The 18,559-nt window shown below is 67.3% G+C and carries 11 protein-coding genes; 6 read left to right on the plus strand and 5 right to left on the minus strand.

Going from position 1 to position 18,559, the window contains the following annotated elements; genetic code table 11:
• The first annotated feature begins 415 nt into the window (after positions 1–415).
• The 6 genes from drmA (at position 416) to EKD05_RS23275 (ending at position 8,865) form a co-directional block, all read left to right on the plus strand.
• Positions 416–3,925 carry a DISARM system helicase DrmA gene (gene drmA, locus EKD05_RS23250; protein WP_370374936.1) on the plus strand — a complete coding sequence of 1,170 codons (3,510 nt, stop codon included), beginning with the start codon at positions 416–418 and terminating at the stop codon, positions 3,923–3,925.
• A complete protein-coding gene (drmB, locus tag EKD05_RS23255) occupies positions 3,922–5,778 on the plus strand; it encodes a DUF1998 domain-containing protein (protein ID WP_129677670.1) in 1,857 nt (618 codons plus the stop codon). Before drmA ends, drmB begins: the two co-directional genes overlap by 4 nt.
• Positions 5,778–6,608 carry a DISARM system phospholipase D-like protein DrmC gene (gene drmC / locus EKD05_RS23260; protein WP_129677672.1) on the plus strand — a complete coding sequence of 277 codons (831 nt, stop codon included), beginning with the start codon at positions 5,778–5,780 and terminating at the stop codon, positions 6,606–6,608. Before drmB ends, drmC begins: the two co-directional genes overlap by 1 nt.
• The gene (locus EKD05_RS23265; RefSeq protein WP_129677674.1) at positions 6,605–7,672 is read left to right on the plus strand and encodes a TerB family tellurite resistance protein; all 1,068 of its coding nucleotides are present in this window, start codon (positions 6,605–6,607) and stop codon (positions 7,670–7,672) included. The genes drmC and EKD05_RS23265 overlap by 4 nt, the downstream gene beginning before the upstream one ends.
• A 566-nt stretch (positions 7,673–8,238) precedes the next feature.
• Positions 8,239–8,487, plus strand: a complete 249-nt coding sequence (locus tag EKD05_RS23270) for a hypothetical protein (protein WP_129677676.1) — start codon at positions 8,239–8,241, stop codon at positions 8,485–8,487.
• A 39-nt stretch (positions 8,488–8,526) separates the two neighbouring features.
• Positions 8,527–8,865 carry a hypothetical protein gene (locus EKD05_RS23275; protein WP_129677678.1) on the plus strand — a complete coding sequence of 113 codons (339 nt, stop codon included), beginning with the start codon at positions 8,527–8,529 and terminating at the stop codon, positions 8,863–8,865.
• 20 nt (positions 8,866–8,885) lie between these two features.
• On the opposite strand, the gene EKD05_RS23280 is transcribed toward EKD05_RS23275, so the two are convergent.
• From EKD05_RS23280 to EKD05_RS23300, 5 genes are all read right to left on the minus strand, one after another.
• Positions 8,886–9,389: a HEPN domain-containing protein gene (locus EKD05_RS23280; protein WP_129677680.1), complete on the minus strand. Its 504-nt coding sequence runs from the start codon at positions 9,387–9,389 to the stop codon at positions 8,886–8,888.
• A gap of 490 nt (positions 9,390–9,879) precedes the next feature.
• Entirely contained in the window at positions 9,880–10,563 is a 684-nt protein-coding gene (locus EKD05_RS23285) for a RadC family protein (protein WP_240695905.1), read from the minus strand.
• Between the two features lie 326 nt (positions 10,564–10,889).
• Positions 10,890–12,044: a DNA polymerase III subunit beta gene (dnaN, locus tag EKD05_RS23290; RefSeq protein ID WP_097655021.1), complete on the minus strand. Its 1,155-nt coding sequence runs from the start codon at positions 12,042–12,044 to the stop codon at positions 10,890–10,892.
• A 161-nt stretch (positions 12,045–12,205) separates the two neighbouring features.
• Positions 12,206–16,189, minus strand: a complete 3,984-nt coding sequence (locus tag EKD05_RS23295) for a DUF6094 domain-containing protein (RefSeq protein WP_129677682.1) — start codon at positions 16,187–16,189, stop codon at positions 12,206–12,208.
• Between the two features lie 337 nt (positions 16,190–16,526).
• Positions 16,527–17,981, minus strand: a complete 1,455-nt coding sequence (locus tag EKD05_RS23300; RefSeq protein ID WP_129677684.1) for a hypothetical protein — start codon at positions 17,979–17,981, stop codon at positions 16,527–16,529.
• Positions 17,982–18,559 lie beyond the last annotated feature (578 nt).

Genomic DNA, 18,559 nt, shown 5'->3' on the forward strand with positions numbered 1-18,559 from the left:
GGCGGGGGGACACGGAGCCGGGTCTCGGGTCTCGGGGCTCGGGTCTGGGGGTTGCGGAGGCGGGTCTCGGGTCTCGGGGCTGGGGGACGCGGAGGCGGGTCTCGGGTCTCGGGTCTCGGGTTTGGGGGACGCGGAGGCGGGTCTCGGGTCTCGGGGCTCGGGTCTGGGAGATCAGGCGGCGGGTCTGGGAGATCAGGCGGCGGGTCTGGGAGATCAGGGGCCGAGGATCGGGGAGCAGGGTGCGGAGTGCGCGTTGCCGGAGGCAGAGCATGGGCTACTGGGAGAAAAAAACCAACTGCTGAGTTCAAACCTTACGCCCCCCGAGACCCGAGACCCGAGACCCCAGACCCCAGACCCCAGACCCCAGACCCCAGACCCCAGACCCCATATCCTCACCCCCCCATCCCCTGCCGCGATCCGCGCCGAGCTCGAGCACTTGGTGCTGCGTGACCTGCTCGGCCCCGCCGGTGGACCCGAGGAGGAAATCGCCGAGTCCAGCGTGCGTGACCGCTACCTGGTCGGGATGCTCGCGCCGCGGCAGCAGCAGATCGCCCCTGAGGAGCAGGACGATCTGAACCAGAGTGGTGAGGATGCGCCTGACGACGGGCCGATCGACCGTGGGGCCACGCAGGCGCCCTCGATGTTCCCCTCATCGTTCGGGCTGACCTTCACCCTGGATGGCAGCTGCGAGGCGTTGCGCGTGACCGCGTCCTGGGGGCGCTACCACCGCATCAAGAGCGAGTACCTGACGAGCGAGAAGACGGGCGCGCCGCTGACGGTCTGGAAGCGCCAGCCGATGGGTGGCCGGCCGCACCAACTTGCGCTTCAGCCTGGCCCCATCGAGCCGTTTTCCCCTGACCCTGAGCAGCCCGAGGTGGTCGTGCGCGGCGTCTGCCGCCGACCCAACGGGGCCTGGATCGTCACCCTCTTCCTGGTCAACACCCAGGCTGAGCCAGAGAGCCTGCGCGATAGTATGTGGATCTTCCAGCCCGAGCTGCGCGTCACCGCCGTGGATCACGCCGCAGTGTTCCAGCAGCGCGCGACCATTCTCTCTGGCGACGATAGCACCACTGTCGCCGAGGACACGGCGATGGCGATGCTCTACCGCAACGAGGTTGAGTTCGCCGTCGGCCACGGGATCAGCGTCCACGCCGACTGCTCTGACACGAACCCGACGTGCGCGCACCAGCTCACCAGCGTCGTCGTGCCTGCCTACGAGGTGCCGAAGACCATCGCCCCAACCGAGGCGGAAGTGCCAGCCCTGGCGGGCCTGGTCGTTGACATGAAGGTGCTGGCGCAAACCGACAACGGCGGCTTCGGCCCATTGCTGCGCCCGCTGCTTGAGGCCTATCGCAGCTGGATTGACGAGCAGCAGGCGCGCATCGGCGACCCGGCGGCGCGCCTGGAGGGCTTCGAGGGGACGGCTGCCGAGGCACTCGACCGCTGCCGTGCGGCCCTCACGCGGATCGAGGACGGCATTACGCTGCTCGATACCACGACCCAGGCCGCCGAGGCGTTCCGCTTCATGAACCGGGCGATGTGGCAGCAGCGCCTCCACACGCTCTACGCCGAGGCGGTGCGCCGCGGGGCGGCACCCGCGCTCGACGCCCTTGACGTGCCGAAGGATCGCTCTTGGCGTCCCTTCCAGCTCGCCTTCATCCTACTCAACCTCCCGTCGCTCACCGACCTGCACCACCCCGATCGCGCGGAGGCGCCCACCGCCCTCGCCGACCTGCTCTGGTTCCCGACCGGCGGTGGCAAGACCGAGGCGTATCTCGGCCTCACCGCCTACACCCTCGCCATCCGCCGTCTCCAGGGCACCGTCGCGGGGCGCAGCGGGATGGAGGGGGTGGCGGTGCTGATGCGCTACACCCTGCGCCTGCTGACCCTCCAGCAGTTCCAGCGCGCGGCCACCCTGATCTGTGCCTGCGAGATCATCCGCCGTGAGCATCCCGCGACGTGGGGCACGACCCCCTTCCGCATCGGCCTCTGGGTCGGCCAGCGCACCACGCCGAACACCAGTGAGCAGAGCGACGAGGCCCTCAAGCGCGAGCACGGCCACTACAGTCGCGCCAGCAGCGTGGGCGGTAGCGGCTCCCCCGCCCAGCTCACCAACTGCCCCTGGTGCGGGGCGAAGATCCAGCCCGAGAAGGGCCACATCCAGGTCACCAAGCTCACCCGGCGCACCGTGGCCTACTGCGGCGACCAACTCGGTGACTGCCCGTTCTCACGCAAGCAGGCCGACGGGGAGGGGCTGCCCATCTTGGTTGTCGATGAGGACATCTACCGGCGCCTGCCGGCCCTGCTCATTGCGACCGTCGACAAGTTCGCCCAGCTTCCATGGAACGGGGCGACCGGCATGCTCTTTGGTCAGGTGGACGGGTATTGCCCCCGCCACGGCTTCCGCTCGCCCGATCTGGACGACAAGGAGCGCCATCCGGCCCAGGGCGGTCTCCCGGCGGTCCAGGTGCGCAAGCACAACCCCCTGCGCCCACCGGATCTGATCATTCAGGACGAGTTGCACCTGATCAGTGGACCCCTCGGCACGCTCGTGGGGCTCTACGAGGCCGCAGTGGACCGCCTCGCCTCCTGGGATGTTGGCGGCACACGCGTGCGACCGAAGGTCATCGCCTCGACCGCAACCATCCGTCGGGCGCCTGATCAAGTCCACGCCCTGTTCCTGCGCCAGGTGGCGGTCTTCCCACCGCAGGGGCTCGACGCCGACGACAACTTCTTCGCCCGTCAGCAGAAGGATTTCACCGCTGAGCCGGGCCGGCGCTACCTGGGCATCTGCGCGATCGGTAAACGCCAGAAGGCGGTACTCATTCGGGTCTACACCGCGTTCATGGCCGCCGCCCAGAAGCTCTACCAGGACTACGGCGTCCATGCCGACCCCTGGATGACCCTGGTGGGCTACTTCAACGCAATGCGCGAGCTCGGCGGCATGCGTCGCCTGGTCGAGGACGATGTGCGCTCGCGCCTGAACCAGACCGACAAGCGCGGCCTCGCCCGCCGCCGCTCGCCGGCCCTCGAGGAGCTGACCTCGCGCAAGGGAGCCACCGACATCCCGCGCATCCTTGACCTGCTGGAGGTGCGCTTCGACCCGGCCAATGATGCGCAGCGCGAGGCCGCACGCAAGCGCGGGGCAAAGGTGGAGTTGCCCAATCCGCTCGATGTGCTCCTGGCGACGAACATGATCTCGGTGGGCGTGGACGTGAAGCGCCTGGGCCTGATGGTCGTCTCGGGACAGCCCAAGACCACCGCAGAGTACATCCAGGCGACCAGTCGCGTGGGCCGCACCTACCCTGGCCTGGTCTGCACGATCTTCAACTGGTCGCGGCCGCGTGACCTCTCCCACTACGAGCAGTTCGAGCACTACCACGCGACCTTCTACCAGCAGGTCGAGGCGCTCTCGGTGACCCCCTTCGCCGCCCAGGCCCTGCGGCGCGGGCTCGCCGCGCTTCTGGTCACCCTCATCCGCCTGCTGGGCGACGAGTTCAACGCCAACGACCGGGCGGGGCGTCTGGTCGCCTCGCATCCCTACGCTATCGAGGCGATCCGTATTCTCGCCGAGCGTGCCGCGCTGATAACCGGGCGGCGCGAGCTTGGGGTCGAGGTCGAGCAGACCCTGCGCGCCCTGCTGGACAGCTGGCGCGAGCAGGCCGGACGCACAACCGGCGGGCGTGTGCTCGGCTACAAGCCGAAGAAGGATGGGCTGACCGTCGGGCTGCTCAAGCACACCGAGGCGGGGCGCTGGGAGGACTTCACTTGCCTCAACTCGCTCCGCGATGTGGAGCCCGGCGTCGGCCTGATCCTCGACGACCGCAGCGTCGGCGCCGAGCTGGAGCGGCCGATGAGCGCCTTTGGCGCCGCCGGCAGCGCTGGATCAGATGACAGCCCGCAGACCACGGAGACACTGGCATGAGCTTGCGCAACGAGAAATACCGTGTTGGCGAGGTGCGGCCGAGCCAACTCCTCCATACGTTCGGCATAGGGGCGATCATCGACCTGCCGCATCTGTCGGTGATGGTGATGGGGCTCGACGACTGGTCGCCCGCCTACGCGACCGAGATCGGCGAAGAACGGCTGCTGCTGGCGGTGCAGGAGCAACTGGGGCCTCAGGTCAAAAGCCTCCGCGTGCCGCCCATCCAGCCCGAGGGCAGCGACAACCCCTTCGATGGCTCCGCGCAGATCGGCGTGCCGGTGGCGACGTTTCCCCGCTGGATGCTCTGTCCACACTGTCGGCTGCTGGCCCCGCGCGACTCGGACCTCTTTCAGCTCAAGAGCGACAACTTCCGACCTGACCGGACGCGCTACGTTCATGCCAACTGCACCAAGCGTGGGGCTCCGCCCACGGTGCTTCCCGCCCGCTTTCTGGTCGCCTGCGAGAAGGGCCACCTCGACGACTTCCCCTGGCACTACTTTGTCCACCAGGGGGCGAGCGCCTGCACCGGAGCCATCCGGCTGCTGGAGTTCGGCGTGTCCGGTGAGGCGACCGACATCATGGTCACGTGCGACGCCTGTGGCGCACTGCGGCGCATGTCGGAGGCCTTCGGCGAGGAGGGCAAACAGGCGATGCCAGCCTGCCGCGGCCGTAACCCGCACCTGCGCGACTTCGCTGAGCACGGCTGCGACCAGCAGATGAAGGCCATCCTCCTCGGCGCCTCCAACAGCTGGTTCGGCCTGACGCTCACCGCACTCTCGGTGCCGACAGCCGTCGATACGCTCGGCCAGCTCATCGAGGCCAACTGGCTCGTTCTCGAGAAGGTCACGAGTAAAGAGGTGCTCCAGGCGTTTCGCGCCATCGGGCAACTCCAGGCCTTCCTCACCGTGGGCGATGATGCGCTCTGGGACGCAATTGTGCGCAAGCGCAGCGGGGGTGGGGGCGAGACGGCGGAGGCCCGCAGCCTCAAGGCCCCAGAGTGGCAGGTGTTCACGAAGCCGGCAGGCGCACCGCGGCTCCCTGACTTTCAGGTGACGGAGGTGCCGCCACCATCCGATTACCGCCAGCTGCTGCGGCGCGTAGTGCTGGTGGAAAAGCTCCGCGAGGTGTCGGCCTGTCTCGGCTTCACCCGCATCACCTCGCCGGGCGACTTTCATGAGTCGGCCGAGCTGCCGGAGGATCATCGAGTATCGCTGTCACGCCATGCGCCCCTGTGGGTGCCGGCGGCCGAAGTGCGGGGCGAGGGCCTCTTCCTGCAGTTCGACGAGCTAGCGATCCAGGCCTGGCATGCGCAGCCGGACGTCCTTGCCTTTGAGCAGGACGTCTTCAAGGCGCACGTTCACTGGCGGCGGGTGCGGCGGCTGCCTGACCCGAGGGCGGGTTTCCCAGGTGTGCGCTATATGCTGCTGCACTCCTTCGCTCACGCGCTGATGCGCCAGGTCGCACTGGAGTGCGGCTACACCGTGGCGAGTATCCGTGAGCGCATCTATGCGCTGGCCCCAACCGATGAGGACGGCCCGATGGCTGGCGTGCTGCTCTATACCGCAGCGCCAGACAGTGAAGGGACGCTGGGCGGGCTCGTGAGCCTGGGTGCGCCACACATCCTGGGGCGGCACATCGCCGGGGCGCTCGACGCGATGCGGCTCTGCGCCTCTGACCCGCTGTGTGCTGAGCACACCCCGCTAACGGAGCCGCAGACGCTCCATGGCGCGGCCTGTCACGCCTGTCTCTTCGCCCCGGAGACCTCGTGTGAGCGGGGCAACAAGTACCTTGATCGCTCGCTGCTCGTGCCCACCGTTGACCGCGAGGGGCTCAACTTCTTCGGAGGGGTGTGATGGTGTCACCACCCCACGCGCTGCTTGATGCCATTGCCATCCTAACGGAGGCGCTGCCGGAGGGGGCGATCCGCCCGCTCGCGGAGGCGCTTGCCCCCATACCCGCCGGTTCATGGCCGACGCTGCACACGACCGCGACCCAGGTGCTGGCCGCACCGCACTATCGTGAGCAGGTTGGGGCGTTTATCACCACCTGGCAGACGCAGGCTCCGACGGTGCCGCCAGCCAGTGTTGCCCTGGCGCTCCAGGCGGCCGGGACGGCGGTGAGTCGGCAGCGCCGCGTTCAGACCGTCGAGGTCGTGTGGACAGGGCCGGCGAGCGGGCAACCCTTACGTCGCACCGCCCAGGTACTCCAGAGCGTGATCGACGAGGCCCGCCGCGCGTTGCTCATTGTCTCCTTCGCCGTCTACGACATCCCGGAGATTGGGGCGGCGCTGCTCCGGGCCGCCCAGCGCGGCGTCGCCATCCGCCTCGTGATCGAGTCGCCCCAAGCGAGTATGAGCAAGGTGGCGTATGATGGCCTGGCGGCCTTTGGCCCACAGGTCGCGGCGCACGCCTCGGTCTACCGTTGGCCGCTGGAGCAGCGCGCGACTGATGCGCAGGGCCGTCACGGTGCGCTCCACGCCAAGTGCGCCGTGGCTGATGGGCAGACCTTGCTCATCTCCAGTGCGAACCTGACCCGGTACGCCCTCGACCTGAATATGGAACTGGGGCTGCTGCTCCGAGGCGGGCCACAGCCGCGCGAGGTAGCCCGGCACTTCCAGGCCCTGATTGACAGCGGCGCCCTGACTCTGCTGGCGCCGCACACCGCGACAAGGAGCACCCCATGAGCGACTTTTGGGGCGAGATTGGCAAGACCATCGGCAAGACCCAGCACGCCTTGGATACAGCACGGAAGGAGGCCGAGCGACTGGCTCGTGAGGCGGGCAAGGTCGCCCAGGATGTAGCGGCGGAGGCGAGCCGTGGGATGAGCGGGACGCTCGGTCAGGTGCAGGAGTTTGTGACCGGCGAAGCGCCGGGGGAGCCGGTCGACATCGCCGCCCTCCCTGAGCACCAGCGCGTGGCCTACGCCGGTGCACTCTACACCTTCGCCGCCGCCGATGGCGGGCTGGACAAGGACGAGCTCCAACTGATCATCGACCTGGTCGATCTCGAGGGGCTTTCGCCAGCCGGGCGGCGCCTCGTCCTCGGGTATATCATTGCACCACCAGCGCTTCCCGATACGCTCGCACCGTTCGCGGCTGCGCCGGAGACCATCCGCTACGCGCTGCTGCTCAACCTGGTCGAGGTCGCTTGGGCCAATGATCTGCTCGATCCGCGACAAGACACGCTGTTGAACACAACACAGCAGGCACTGGGCGTGAGCGATGACCAATACCGTGCCATCTGGCGCTTTATGCGCGACTTGCGCGCTATTCGGCTGCGCGGTCGAAATGACGCAGCAGCCGCACAGGCGACAAAGGTCGCGGCGGCTGGCCTTGCGGCGGTTGGTATCCCCATCGCCGCGGTCTATGTTTCCGGCTCTATCATTGGCCTGAGCGCGGCTGGTATTACGTCCGGACTTGCCGCGCTCGGGCTTGGGCTAGGAATGGTGCCAGGCATTGGCGTTGCCGTGCTGCTCGGAACCGGCGTGTTTCTGGGCGTGCGGGCCCTCCTCGACGCCACGAACCAGGGTGAGCAGGGATCGCTCCACCGCGCACTCGCGCGGCGCGCCCAGGCCGTGATCGCCAGCCTGGAAGAGATGATCGCCCTGCTGGATGAACAAATCCAGGTGGTGGCGCATGCGGAGGACACCCAGGCCCACGGCCTTCAGCTGGCTGCCTTCTCTGAGCGACGGCGAGCGCTTCAGCAGATCATGGCCCGGCGGCGGGCCATGGCGGAAACGGTTGGGTAGGCACCATCACGATGCCCCGCGCCACGCTCACCACCACGACCATCGCCTGGCTTGCGCGCTGTGAGCGCGGACGGCGGGAGGCCGACAACCAAGATGCAGCGAACAGGCCCGCTCACGATCCGAAGCGAACTGCTGCGCGAGGGAGCCAGACTGCGCTCAGGACCCGAGCCACCAATTGTATTTGCCCTCCGCTCTACCCTCCCAATCGCTCGCGGCGCAGCGCAGACCGCCGGGACGCTCAAAGCTGTGGGCGGCTACCTGGGCCAGCGCTGGCCTGCAAACGTGGACTGGTCCGTGTCATGGGCCGCCTACCCCACATGGCGGACGCAGACGAGCGAGGCCCTGTGCCAGCGGCGACCGTGGTCCGATGCGAGCTCCTGGTACCGGCCCTCACCTACCGCCAGGCTGACCTGGAGGCGTTACGACCTCTTTGGCAGTGACTGAAGGCGCGTGCGACATAGGATCGCGCTGACTCGCAAGGCAGCGGCACCGTTCCGACCAAGCCGTTCTCCGACGACCGGGGTGCGTAACCCACGCACCACCCCGGCTACACTTCCAGAGGTTATATGAGCACACCCCCGACGATCGAGTCGCTCCAGGAGCATATCGTGGAACTGGAGGCTGAGCTCGCGCGCCTCCGTCCCATTGAGGCAGCGGCGCGCGAGGCGTATGCGTTCTTTGCAGGTCGGCGACCGGGGTTTGCCCCGACCTACCCGCGCGATATCATCATCGCCGCCTTTGCGCCAGACCCTACCCGATCACGGAAGCGCTCATCAGGATCGACGCGCTCCGTGAAGCGGCGGAAGCGCGGATAAGCGCGCAAAACAGCGCAGAACGTCATCGCCTCCCAGCAGGTGGGCTTCCAGTTCAGCTCCCCGCTCGACTGGTTTAAACCCAAGGCGACGATCGCCTTCACGCTGGTGCGCAGCGACGGCGATAAGATCGTTGCGCATCTGCTGGCGCGCCGCAGCCAGATCGAAGCCGACTTTGGCGGCACACGGCGCTGGATACAGGCATTCCCTGTCCCTGGCGACACCTACCCTGCGCCGGCGCTTATCACGCGCATCCCATGCCCTGGCCTGCGCGATCTGCCACGTACTCAGTGGCCGCCAGTGCAGACACAGATGATCGATGCCATGGTTCGGCTAGAGCGGGCCGTCGCGCCCCAGGTAGTGGCGTGGCTCCCAGATTGAGCCGCCAACCGCTACCCAGTTCAACGCCGCAGCTGATGGATATCCTTCAGAAACCGCTTCAACGTCTGGAGGCGCTCCAGGGTAAGATCGGCGTCCTGACGGCTAACGCTGAGCAGCGAGTAGGACTGGTAGCGCATGGAAAATGCAGGGTAGCGCAGATCATTGTGCAGCTTGCCGAAGCGAATGCCGCCCAGCACGAAGTCACGGAGTTGTTCGCGTACCTGCGCGTGAACGGCTGGATTGGCGCAGGCGATCTCGATCAGGAAGTCCAGGAGATCATCAAGGTCGTGCGTGCGTGTGCGGTTCCGGAAGTACTCAGTGTTTGGGTTGACCAGGCCGAAGATGGTGCTCCGCACGTACTTCTCCATCGCCTGAACCAGGAAGGAGATCCCGTGACGGTACTGCCCCTGGCGGATCAGCAGCAGGCCAACCTGCTCGTCTTGCTGAGCCAGAACAAGGTATTCCGCAGCAACATCGCTCAGGCGATGCTCACGACGACCAAGAGAGATGTGGGGGCCAGCCATAGCGCACCTGGCTTTCTGGTTGGGTTTGCACATAAACGAACACATGTCCTGTAGTATACCAGCAAGCCCGCCGTGTGACCAGTCGGTGACCAACAAAAAACGACGCGGTGGCCGGGTGGCCGCCGCGTCGTTGGATTGCTTGTCGGTGAGTTGGATCTTCTACAACGTCCGCAGAGAATCGCCCCAGGTGGGCAAAAACCGGCTGAGATCGGCATGTTTGGGCAGGGATGAGTTCATCGAGGCCGATCCCATCTCACGTAACTCGCGAATACGGAGATTCCGTCTCACGTAACTCGCGAATACGGAGATTCCGTCTCACGTATCTCGCGAACACGGAGATCTCGTGCGGCCCTTTGCGATCACGTCGGTGACCGCGTGGCTCAGTTCCTGCGCTGCGGCATGGCGTTGCACTGCGTCACAACCGAAGCTCCGTTTTCCGGAGTGACGTGAGATTCCATTCCGGAGTTACGTGTGACCCGACAAGGGGCGTTTAGAAGCCAAAGCCTTTGTCGCGCATGGAAAGCCACCGACCCTTGCCCAGAATCAGATGGTCAAGCACATCCACATCAAGCAGCTTGCCGGCCGCGACGATCTGCCTCGTCACGAGGATGTCCTCGGGGGAGGGATCGACGGTCCCGCTGGGATGATTGTGGGCGACAATCATTGCGGCGGCGTTGAACCTGAGTGCTTCGCGAAACACCTCGCCGATGCGCACCATCGATGCGTTGAGGCTGCCCTGGTAGACGCGGTGGATTTTGATGACATGGTTCTTGGTGTTAAGGATCATCGTCCAGAGTTCTTCCTGGTCGAGCAGGCCCATGCGCACCATCAGGAAGGCGGCGGCGTCGGTGGGGGTTTTGACCTGGTCGCGGGTGTCTGGGCGTAGGATCTCGGCGACAAAGGTGATCATGGCCTGCACGTCGTCCGGCACCGTGCCGGTGATCAGCGCCTCTTGCAAATCGCCGTGGTGCGCGGCCAGGTGGCGCAGCCGGGACAGGTCGATGTAGGGGGCCAGGGCTTCACGCACGGCCCCGTTGGCCAGGGGCGGCACGCCGGGTTGGCGGCAGCGGCGGGTGGGGGTGGCGATCGGCTCGACCGGCAGTTCCGGGCTGGAGTCGAGCAGCGTTGTTTGCGTATAGCGCATCGTCTCGTCCTCTTCTTCTTCGTCATGCAAAGACCCCCTGGTGCAGCGAGGCCGTGCCAGGGGGTGCGCGGGATTTCAGGTTCTTCGTGAGACAAACACCGCCTGGTGCAGCGAAGGCTGTGCCAGGCGGTGCGCGGTGATCGTCAGTGTGTCCGCTGGTGCGGCTGTGGGCCGACGCACGTGAGAGCGGGATGAGTTCGGGATGGGTGAGGGGTCACGTGCTTCGGCCGTACGCCGGTGGGTGGTCGCGGTGGGCGGTGTGTCCGCTGGTGTGGCCGTGGGCCGACGCACGTGAGGGGGAGTGAGGGTGGGATGGGTGAGGGGTCACGTGCTGCGGCCGTACGTCGGTGCGTTCGTCAGCGTAGGGCCATCGGCATGATCAGGTGGACGTAGCCGTTTTGCCCGACCGGACGCAGGACGCCGGGGGCTTGGGCGGTGACCATTTCGAAGGCGACCTGCGGTGTACCGATGACGGCCAGCGCGTCGCCGAGGTAGGTGACGTTGAGGGCGATCTGGCCGCCTTCGCCGGTGACCTGGCCTTCGACGGCGCCGGTGTTCGCGCCGATGCCGGCGGCGTTCGCGCTGAGCATGACCGTGCCAGCCTGGGTCGCGGCGTCGACGCTGACGCTGAGCTTGACGACGTTCTGGCTGACGCGGGCGATCAGCGCGGCGAGTTTGACCGCCCGGTTCAGTTCGCGCACTTCGAGGATGGCACGGGTGGTGCAGCCTTTGGGCAGGATGCGGGCGACATCCGGGAACTGGCCGTCGATCAGGCGCGTGGTGAGGGTGAAATGGTCGGTGGTGAAGATGGCCTGGGTCGCGGCGGAACTGCCCGTGGCGGGAGGCACCAGGCTCATGCTGACCGGCGCGGTGGTGTCGCTGAGCAACCCGCCGAGTTCGCGCAGGGCCGGGGCAGGAATGATGACCTCCTGCGGCGTCGCGACGGGTTCGGGCAGCGCGATCTGCTTCACGGCAAGGCGAATGCCGTCGGCGGCAGTGAGCGTTGCCACCGCGTCCTGCAGGCGCACCGCGACGCCCGCGAGCACCGGGCGGGTGTCGGTGGTGGCGGCGGCACAGGCAACCTGGTGGATGGCGGCTTTGAGCGTCGTGGCGGTGAAGGTGACCTGCGGGGCACCGTCTGGCGGCGTGACCGGCACGGTCGGGAACTCCTCAGCGGCGATCCCGTTGAGCTCCGTGCTGAAGCGGCCAGCGGTCACGGTGACGAGGTGGTGATCGGGGTTGACCGCGAGCGTCACGGCGTCGTTGGGCAGGCCCGCGACCAGGTCGGCGAAGAGTCCGGCGGGCAGCAGGACGCTGCCGTCCTGCGTGATCTGCGCCCCAACCCAGACGGTGATGGCCAGGTTGAGATCGGTCGCGCTGAGGCGCAACCGGCCCTGGTCGGTCGTCAGCAGCACGTTGCTGAGGACCGGGATGACGGCTTTGCCCGGGACGGCGCGGCTGACATGGGCGAGCGCGTGCTTGAGATTCTCCTGCTGGATGACGAGGTTCATGGTGGGTTCCTTTCATGATCATGGAGACCCGCCCCCACCCAAGCCGGCGTGGGCCAGACTAGGTGGGGGTGGCGGGTCGGCGGTTCAGAGGAAGGCGAACGAGACGGTGGGCAGGTCGGCGGTTCAGAGGAAGGCGAACGAGACGATGGGCAGGTCGTCGGCTACAGGAAGGCGAACTGGACGGTGGGCGGGTCGTCGGTGGTCGAGCTGCGCTGGCCCTTTGTGCGCCGGACAAGCACTTCATGCCAGGTCATCACCTGGCCGTCGTGGGCGCTCGGGGCCGTGGCCTCGGCCTCGACGATGAGGCTGGACAGGACGGGTGGTTCCGGCTTCGCCGCGACCACGTGCGGCGGCAGCACGAGCCGCCGGGTCGGATCGGGCGGGGCGACCTGGTCAGCGCTGACGCCGACGAGATCGCGGGCACCAACGTCCAGCGCCTGCTTGAGCGTGGCCCCCGCCGTGGCGAGCCGACTGGCAATCGTCGTGCGCGTCGTGACGGTGTCGTCGTTCATCACCCGCTTGGCAAGCTCTTGCAGCAGGGACATGCCAGGATCAATCTGCAAGAGGCCCGAACTGAGGTCGTCGCCGTTGAGCAGCGTGGCGGCCGTGGCTTTGCTGCCGATGATGTCGAGCGCTTGCGCGATCATCGTGTCGTCGTAGCCGAGCCAGGTCACGTGGCAGGCGCGGGTCTGCGTCGGTCGCAAGGCCCGCTTGCGCGCCTGCATCGCCCGGTAGAGGCTGTAGGTCGGTTCGGCAAAGACAATTTCCGGCCAGGCGATCAGGTTCATCCCCGTCTCGACCAGGCCAGGATGACAGAGCACGACATGCGTCCCATCCTGCGCGCGGGCGGCGAACCAGGCTCCCCGCGCCCCCGGTTTGACCGTGGTGCTGCGCAGGATGGCGACCTTCACCGGGGTGCCATGCTCGGCGAGCGCCAGATCCTGGATCTTCGCCTGCAGGTCGGCCAGCACGTCCAATTTGTTGGTATGTTCGGCAAAGACGAGCATGCCCCGCCCGGCGCGGGCCTGCGTGGCGGCATGCTCCGCCAACCAGCGGTGGTGGGGCAGGATGGTCGCGGCGGGCAGCGCTGGTGGGCGATAGGCGTCGCCGGTGTGGTTGCTCTGCACCGTGACCGGCTTCCAGGGGGCCATCGGGTAGGTCAGGGTGGCCTGGAGATAGCTGCTGAGCGCGTCGTTGCCCCCTGGGGCGGTGATGATGGCCTTGCCGCGCTGCACCAGGGTGGCATACGCGTCGGCTAGCCCGGCGGGCAGGTCAAAGAAGACCACGCCCTCGTGATAGTCCGGCAGCAGAAAGCCCATCTGGCGCAACAGAATGAAGAGGAACTGGCTCTGCATGATCGCCGCCAGTTCCGCCGTGATGCCGTTGCGCTCCTCGACGCGCACCGTGACGCGTCCGGCTTTGCCACTGAAGGCCTGGGCGTCTTCTTCCACCACCTGCGAGGTGATCGTGTCGATGATGCCCAGCCGCTCGACGAACTCTTTTTCCTCCTTCCAGGCGAACGCGGCCCGGACGAAGGGATTCGCCATACGTTGGAGCAGCCAGTAGGCCGTGCTGGCTTTGCCGCCGTAGGGACTGCCGGTCAGGCCGAGCGAGCGGTGCGCGTGGGTGATCAGGCGGCCCCAGATGCGGCCGCGGGCCGAGGTGAGCCCCTTCATGCCGTGGAACTCGTCGGTAATGGTCAGGTCGGTGCGGCGGGCATAGCCGCGGGTCACGATGAAATCCCCCAGCGCAATGCGCGGATTGGAGGTCGGCCGCTGGCCCCAGGGAATGACCCGGCGCGGTTCGCCCGCGACACTCATGGTCGCGTGGTCGTGCAGGAAAGCCGGGTCGGTGAAGATCGGCAGCTCGCGGTCGCCGACATTATCCTGCGTGCGGTCAAGCTGGCCGAGCGTGCCCCCACAGAACGGACAGGCGACCATCCCCGCCCGCCGGAGCGAGTCACGGGTGTGGGGCATGCCATCCTTGGTGCGCGCCCGCCGCCCACAATCGGGGCAGAAGACGCCGTCGAAATGCCAGAGCGGGGTATATGCGTCGCCATTGAGCGCTTCACGATGGGCCGTTCCACAGCGGAACAGCTGATCACGACGGATGGTGCGCGCGCTCACGCCCGGCCCGAAGGTCTGGGTCGTACGCGCGTCGCCGTTGGCCGCCGTGACGCGCTGGGCCTGGCGAGACGTTGGGGCACCGCGCGCGGTTGGGGCGCAGCGCGCTGCGCCCTTCCGGCGCGCTTGCTCGCGCTGCTTGAGCGCGTCCCACTCGCGGCGTTCTTCTTCCAGCAAACGCTGGTAAAACCCAGCCCGCCAGCTCAGGGCCGCCGGCTGATCCGGGGTGGCCAGATCATCGGGGTGGGCAGGTAGCACCGGCGGCGCGGGCCGGTGGTGCGTGACCGCAACCTCCCAGCCGCTGCCGAGGCTGAACTTGGAAAAGGCGATGAAGCCGACCCGAGGCGTGGTCGGATCGGCAGTGGCTCCGGCGTAGAACGCGCTCACCTGCGCCGGGGTTTCAAGGATCGTGCTGTGCCAATGCGGCAGCAGGTCGCGCCATTCGGCGATCCACTGCGGCAACGGCGGCCGTCCCATCCCGTCCAGGGTCTGCTCGTGCGCCCGCACCTGGGCCAACTCGCCAATCAAGTGGTTGGGCGCAACGACCAGCACCGTGAAGGCCCGGCCCTGGTTGGTCGGCAGCAGTTGACGGATGACCTCGGCGGCCCCGGCCGAGCAGGGACTCTTGCCACAGCCCATGTCGGCACTCAGCCCAATGACCCGCCGGCGCGTCCCGGTCTGGGGGTCGGGGTCACGAAAGGCCGTCGTCAGCGCGGCGATGAGGTGGCGCTGCATCGGAATGAAGCCGGGCGGGTAGCCGGGCAAGGCCCGCCCACTCACCGGGACGATGCGCTCAAGGATGGCCGCCACCTCCGGCGGTAGCTGCATGGCATAGACCGGCGGTGCACTCTGGGCCACCGCGTCGAGCAGACTCTGCGCCGCATCCGGCCGATCCATCAGCGCCGCAATGCCCGTGTCCCCCGTGTAGCGGGTGATCGCCGCCTGCGCCGTGTCGAGCGTGACGACCACCGGTTCCCGCAGTTCCATGCGGTGCGTGTCGATGATCGTCGCCCCGTCGCTGGTGACCCGTTCTTCCTGCCACGTCTTGGTCGTCTTCCGCGTGCTGCCCTTGATGCGCACGGGCCGTCCGGCGATGGTGACGATCATGTTGTTGATGTCGCCTTCGGCCACGCGCAGCGCCGCCGCGACCTTGCCCAACGGAAAGATCGGGCGAATGCGGCGCCGATCCTGGCGAGCCGCTTGGAGCCGCGTCTGATAGCCGCGTGAGGCCCAGGCCCCGCCGCTGGCGAGCACGTCGGCTTGTGCCTGCTCGGGGGTGGCCGCGTTGGCATCGCGCCAGATCAGGGGCGCGCCGCGCGATGGCCCGCGCTGCGGCGTGCACGGGGCGGGAATGGTGTAGCGCGGGGCCTCCTGCTGCGTCAGCTCCGGCAGTTCGCCGGCCAGCTTTTCAGCGATCAGCCGAGCGCGTTCCTTCAGCTCGGTGCCACTGCGCCAGCCCGGGCGCACCACGCCAACCACGAGCACCTCGCGGTAGCGGCGGTAGGCCGCGGGCAGCGCCAGCATGGTCACGCGGTCATAGCAGCGGGCCAGGTGATTGAGCGTACCAAGGTTGGTCAGCCAGACATCCTGCGGGGCCAGCATCAGATGGAGACCGCCCGGCTGGAGCCAGCCACCCTCCTCGACGATGCGCTTGAAGAAGAGCGGTTCGAGCCGCCCGCCGCCCTGCGCCTTCGGCTGCTGCCCGAAGGGCGGGTTCGTCCAGGCGACCTGGAAGGTATGGCGGCTGATCTGCAAGGCGCGGATCGCGTCCGCCCCAAGCACGTGGTCAGTGAAGCGCCGACAGCGCTCCATGCGGCCATCGGCGAGTTCGTTGAGATAGAGCTGATCGCGCCCGAGGCCCCAGGCCGTCGCCAATTGCGCGGCGGCCTCACCCCCGCCCGCACAGACATCAAGGCACCGGGCCGTCGCCGGGGCCGGAGCGACCAGCGACGCGATCAGGGGCACGACCTCTGGGGCAAGTGGCACATACTGGAGCTGGGCTTCCATCGCAAGACGAGTCATGGGGGAGTCCTTTCATTTTTTTGACGCAAAGGCGCAAAGGCGCAAAGATGGGATGACGCAAAGGCGCAAAGATGGGATGACGCAAAGGCGCAACGGCGCAAAGATGGGAAGATGGGAAGACGCAACGGCGCAAAGATGGGAAGGTGGGAAGGTGGGAAGGTGGGAAGGTGGGAAGGGCTCGCCCCCGCTGGGAGCGGGAGTCGGGCTGAGGCAGGGCGGGGGGCAATGCGGGCTTTCCGGCAGCGATACGGATGCGGATGCGGATGAGGAAGGCAGAGGAAGGCAACGGTCAGCGACCTGATGCCTCCTGCTTCCCTCATCCCTCATCCCTCATCCCTCATCCCTCATCCCTCATCCCCTCGTCGCCGCCTTCGCCGGCCTGCTCGATCACGTCATCGAGGCGGAGGGCCGCGCCGATGTCGGTGATCACCAGGTCGTCGTCGCGGAGATCCTCAGGGGCAACGCCGTGTTGCACGGCGATGATCAGGCGCATCCAACGAGGTTCATCAGCGAGCACCCAGTACCCCTGGCAGCCGATGCTCGGCAGCGGGGTGATCAAGGGCGTCGCGTCGTCGTCGGAGGTCGTGCCATAGGCCCAGAGCTGCGCGGCCCAGGCGAGGTCAAACGGGAGGCTGATGGCGCGGCTGAGTTGCTGGGCAAAATGCACAAGATCCGGCGCGCCGGCGGCATCGTTGCCCGCCAAGTGGACAAAGGCCTGGCCCAACTCCGGCTCGAAGGCGCTGCGATGGGTCAGGGCGAGGTGGCTGAGGCCGCTGGCATGCAGCGGCTGGTCGTTCCAATCACTCACATAGGGCCGACGGCCCTCGATGCGGCGCGGCGCATAGCGCTGCTTCCCGACGCGCACCACGAGCGGTTCGCGGCGGCCATCCAAGATCGTCGCCCAGAGCGCCCGGTTCTTGCTCAGGCCCCCCACCGCACTCAGGTGCAGCAGGACATCCTGGCCGTCACCGACCTGTGACCCAGGCAACACACAGACCGACACCGGCCAGTGGACGGCGTCCTTCACCTCGAGCCGGAACAGCTCACTCGGCAGGCGCAGCGGCCAGGGCGGGAGGTGGCGGAACACCGTGGCGCTCGACTCGTCCAGCGTGAAGGCTGGCCCCTCAAGACAGGCCAGCACCCCAGCGATCCAGATCGGCAGGGTGGCAACCGTTGGATACCAGCGCTGGCCGGTGTGCTCGGGCACCGCGCCGCAGATCTGGCGACGGGTGCGGTGCCAGTATTCCATCAGCTCGGGAGCCGTGATCGTCTCACGCAAGGTGCCGTCAGCCAGCACCACACCATGCACCAGCTGCGCCAGGCCACTGAGCAGTTCATGCCAGAAGCGCTGGGCTGCATAGGCAATGACCCACTGATTCTCCAGGCTCTCGGCCAGGCCGAGCTGCGCCGGGAGCGTTGGGTCGTACGCGGCGAGCTGCGCGAAGGCCGCTCGGGCCTCGTGGCGGTCGTGGTAGATCGCACGCAGAGCCGGAGCAGCTGGGGTAAGGACGGCGATCAGGTCAAGGCGACGGAAGGGATCCTCGCAGCCCCCATCGACAAACGGCGGGGGCTGCGGCGCGACCTGACGGGCATCCTGGACGACCGGGAAATGGGCGCGCAGCAACGCAACGGCCGTCTCAGCATCGTCGGCAGGAATCACCCAGCCGAAGCTGCTCGCACGTGCGCTGCGGCAACGGGTCTTCAGCGTATCGATAAACGGGCGAACGGGGACCGGCGGGGCGACAATCACCTCGCCCGCCCGTTCCCACACACGGGCCGTGGTATCAAACATGGGTCGAGCTCCTTTGACCCGTCTGCGTGCGGCATCGGGACACGCCCATGGCACCCTCCGGGGGCCACCGGCGTCATGCTCCTCACCAGGACGCAGACAGGATCAGTGCAGAACAGCATCAGGACGCGACGTAGCCGCTCCGTGAGCATGCGGAGGACACAAAAGACCCCGACGGCGCGTCAGCGGTTCCGTCAGGGTCTTCAGCAAAGGCACGCGGATGCGGAAGCAACACAAAACCCCAACGGCGCGTCAGCGGTTCCGTCAGGGTCTTCAGACAACACAAAACCCTGACGGCGCGTCAGCAGTTCCGTCAGGGTCTTCAGGCAACACAAAACCCCAACGGCGCGTCAGCGGTTCCGTCAGGGTCTTCAGACAATACAAAACCCTGACGGCGCGTCAGCGGTTCCGTCAGGGTTTTCAGCACGGGCACGCAGCGGCAGCCGACCCCGTCAGGGCGACGGAGTCTGCTCGTGCGCCCACGCCGCCGGGTGCAACTCAGGATAATAGAGCACATTCGGGTCGATATCGGCCCCGTTGGGCCAGGCAATCGTGCCGTCACGAATCTCCATCTGGCGGAA

Source organism: Candidatus Chloroploca sp. Khr17 (assembly GCF_004138165.1).
Classification (GTDB): Bacteria; Chloroflexota; Chloroflexia; order Chloroflexales; family Chloroflexaceae; genus Chloroploca.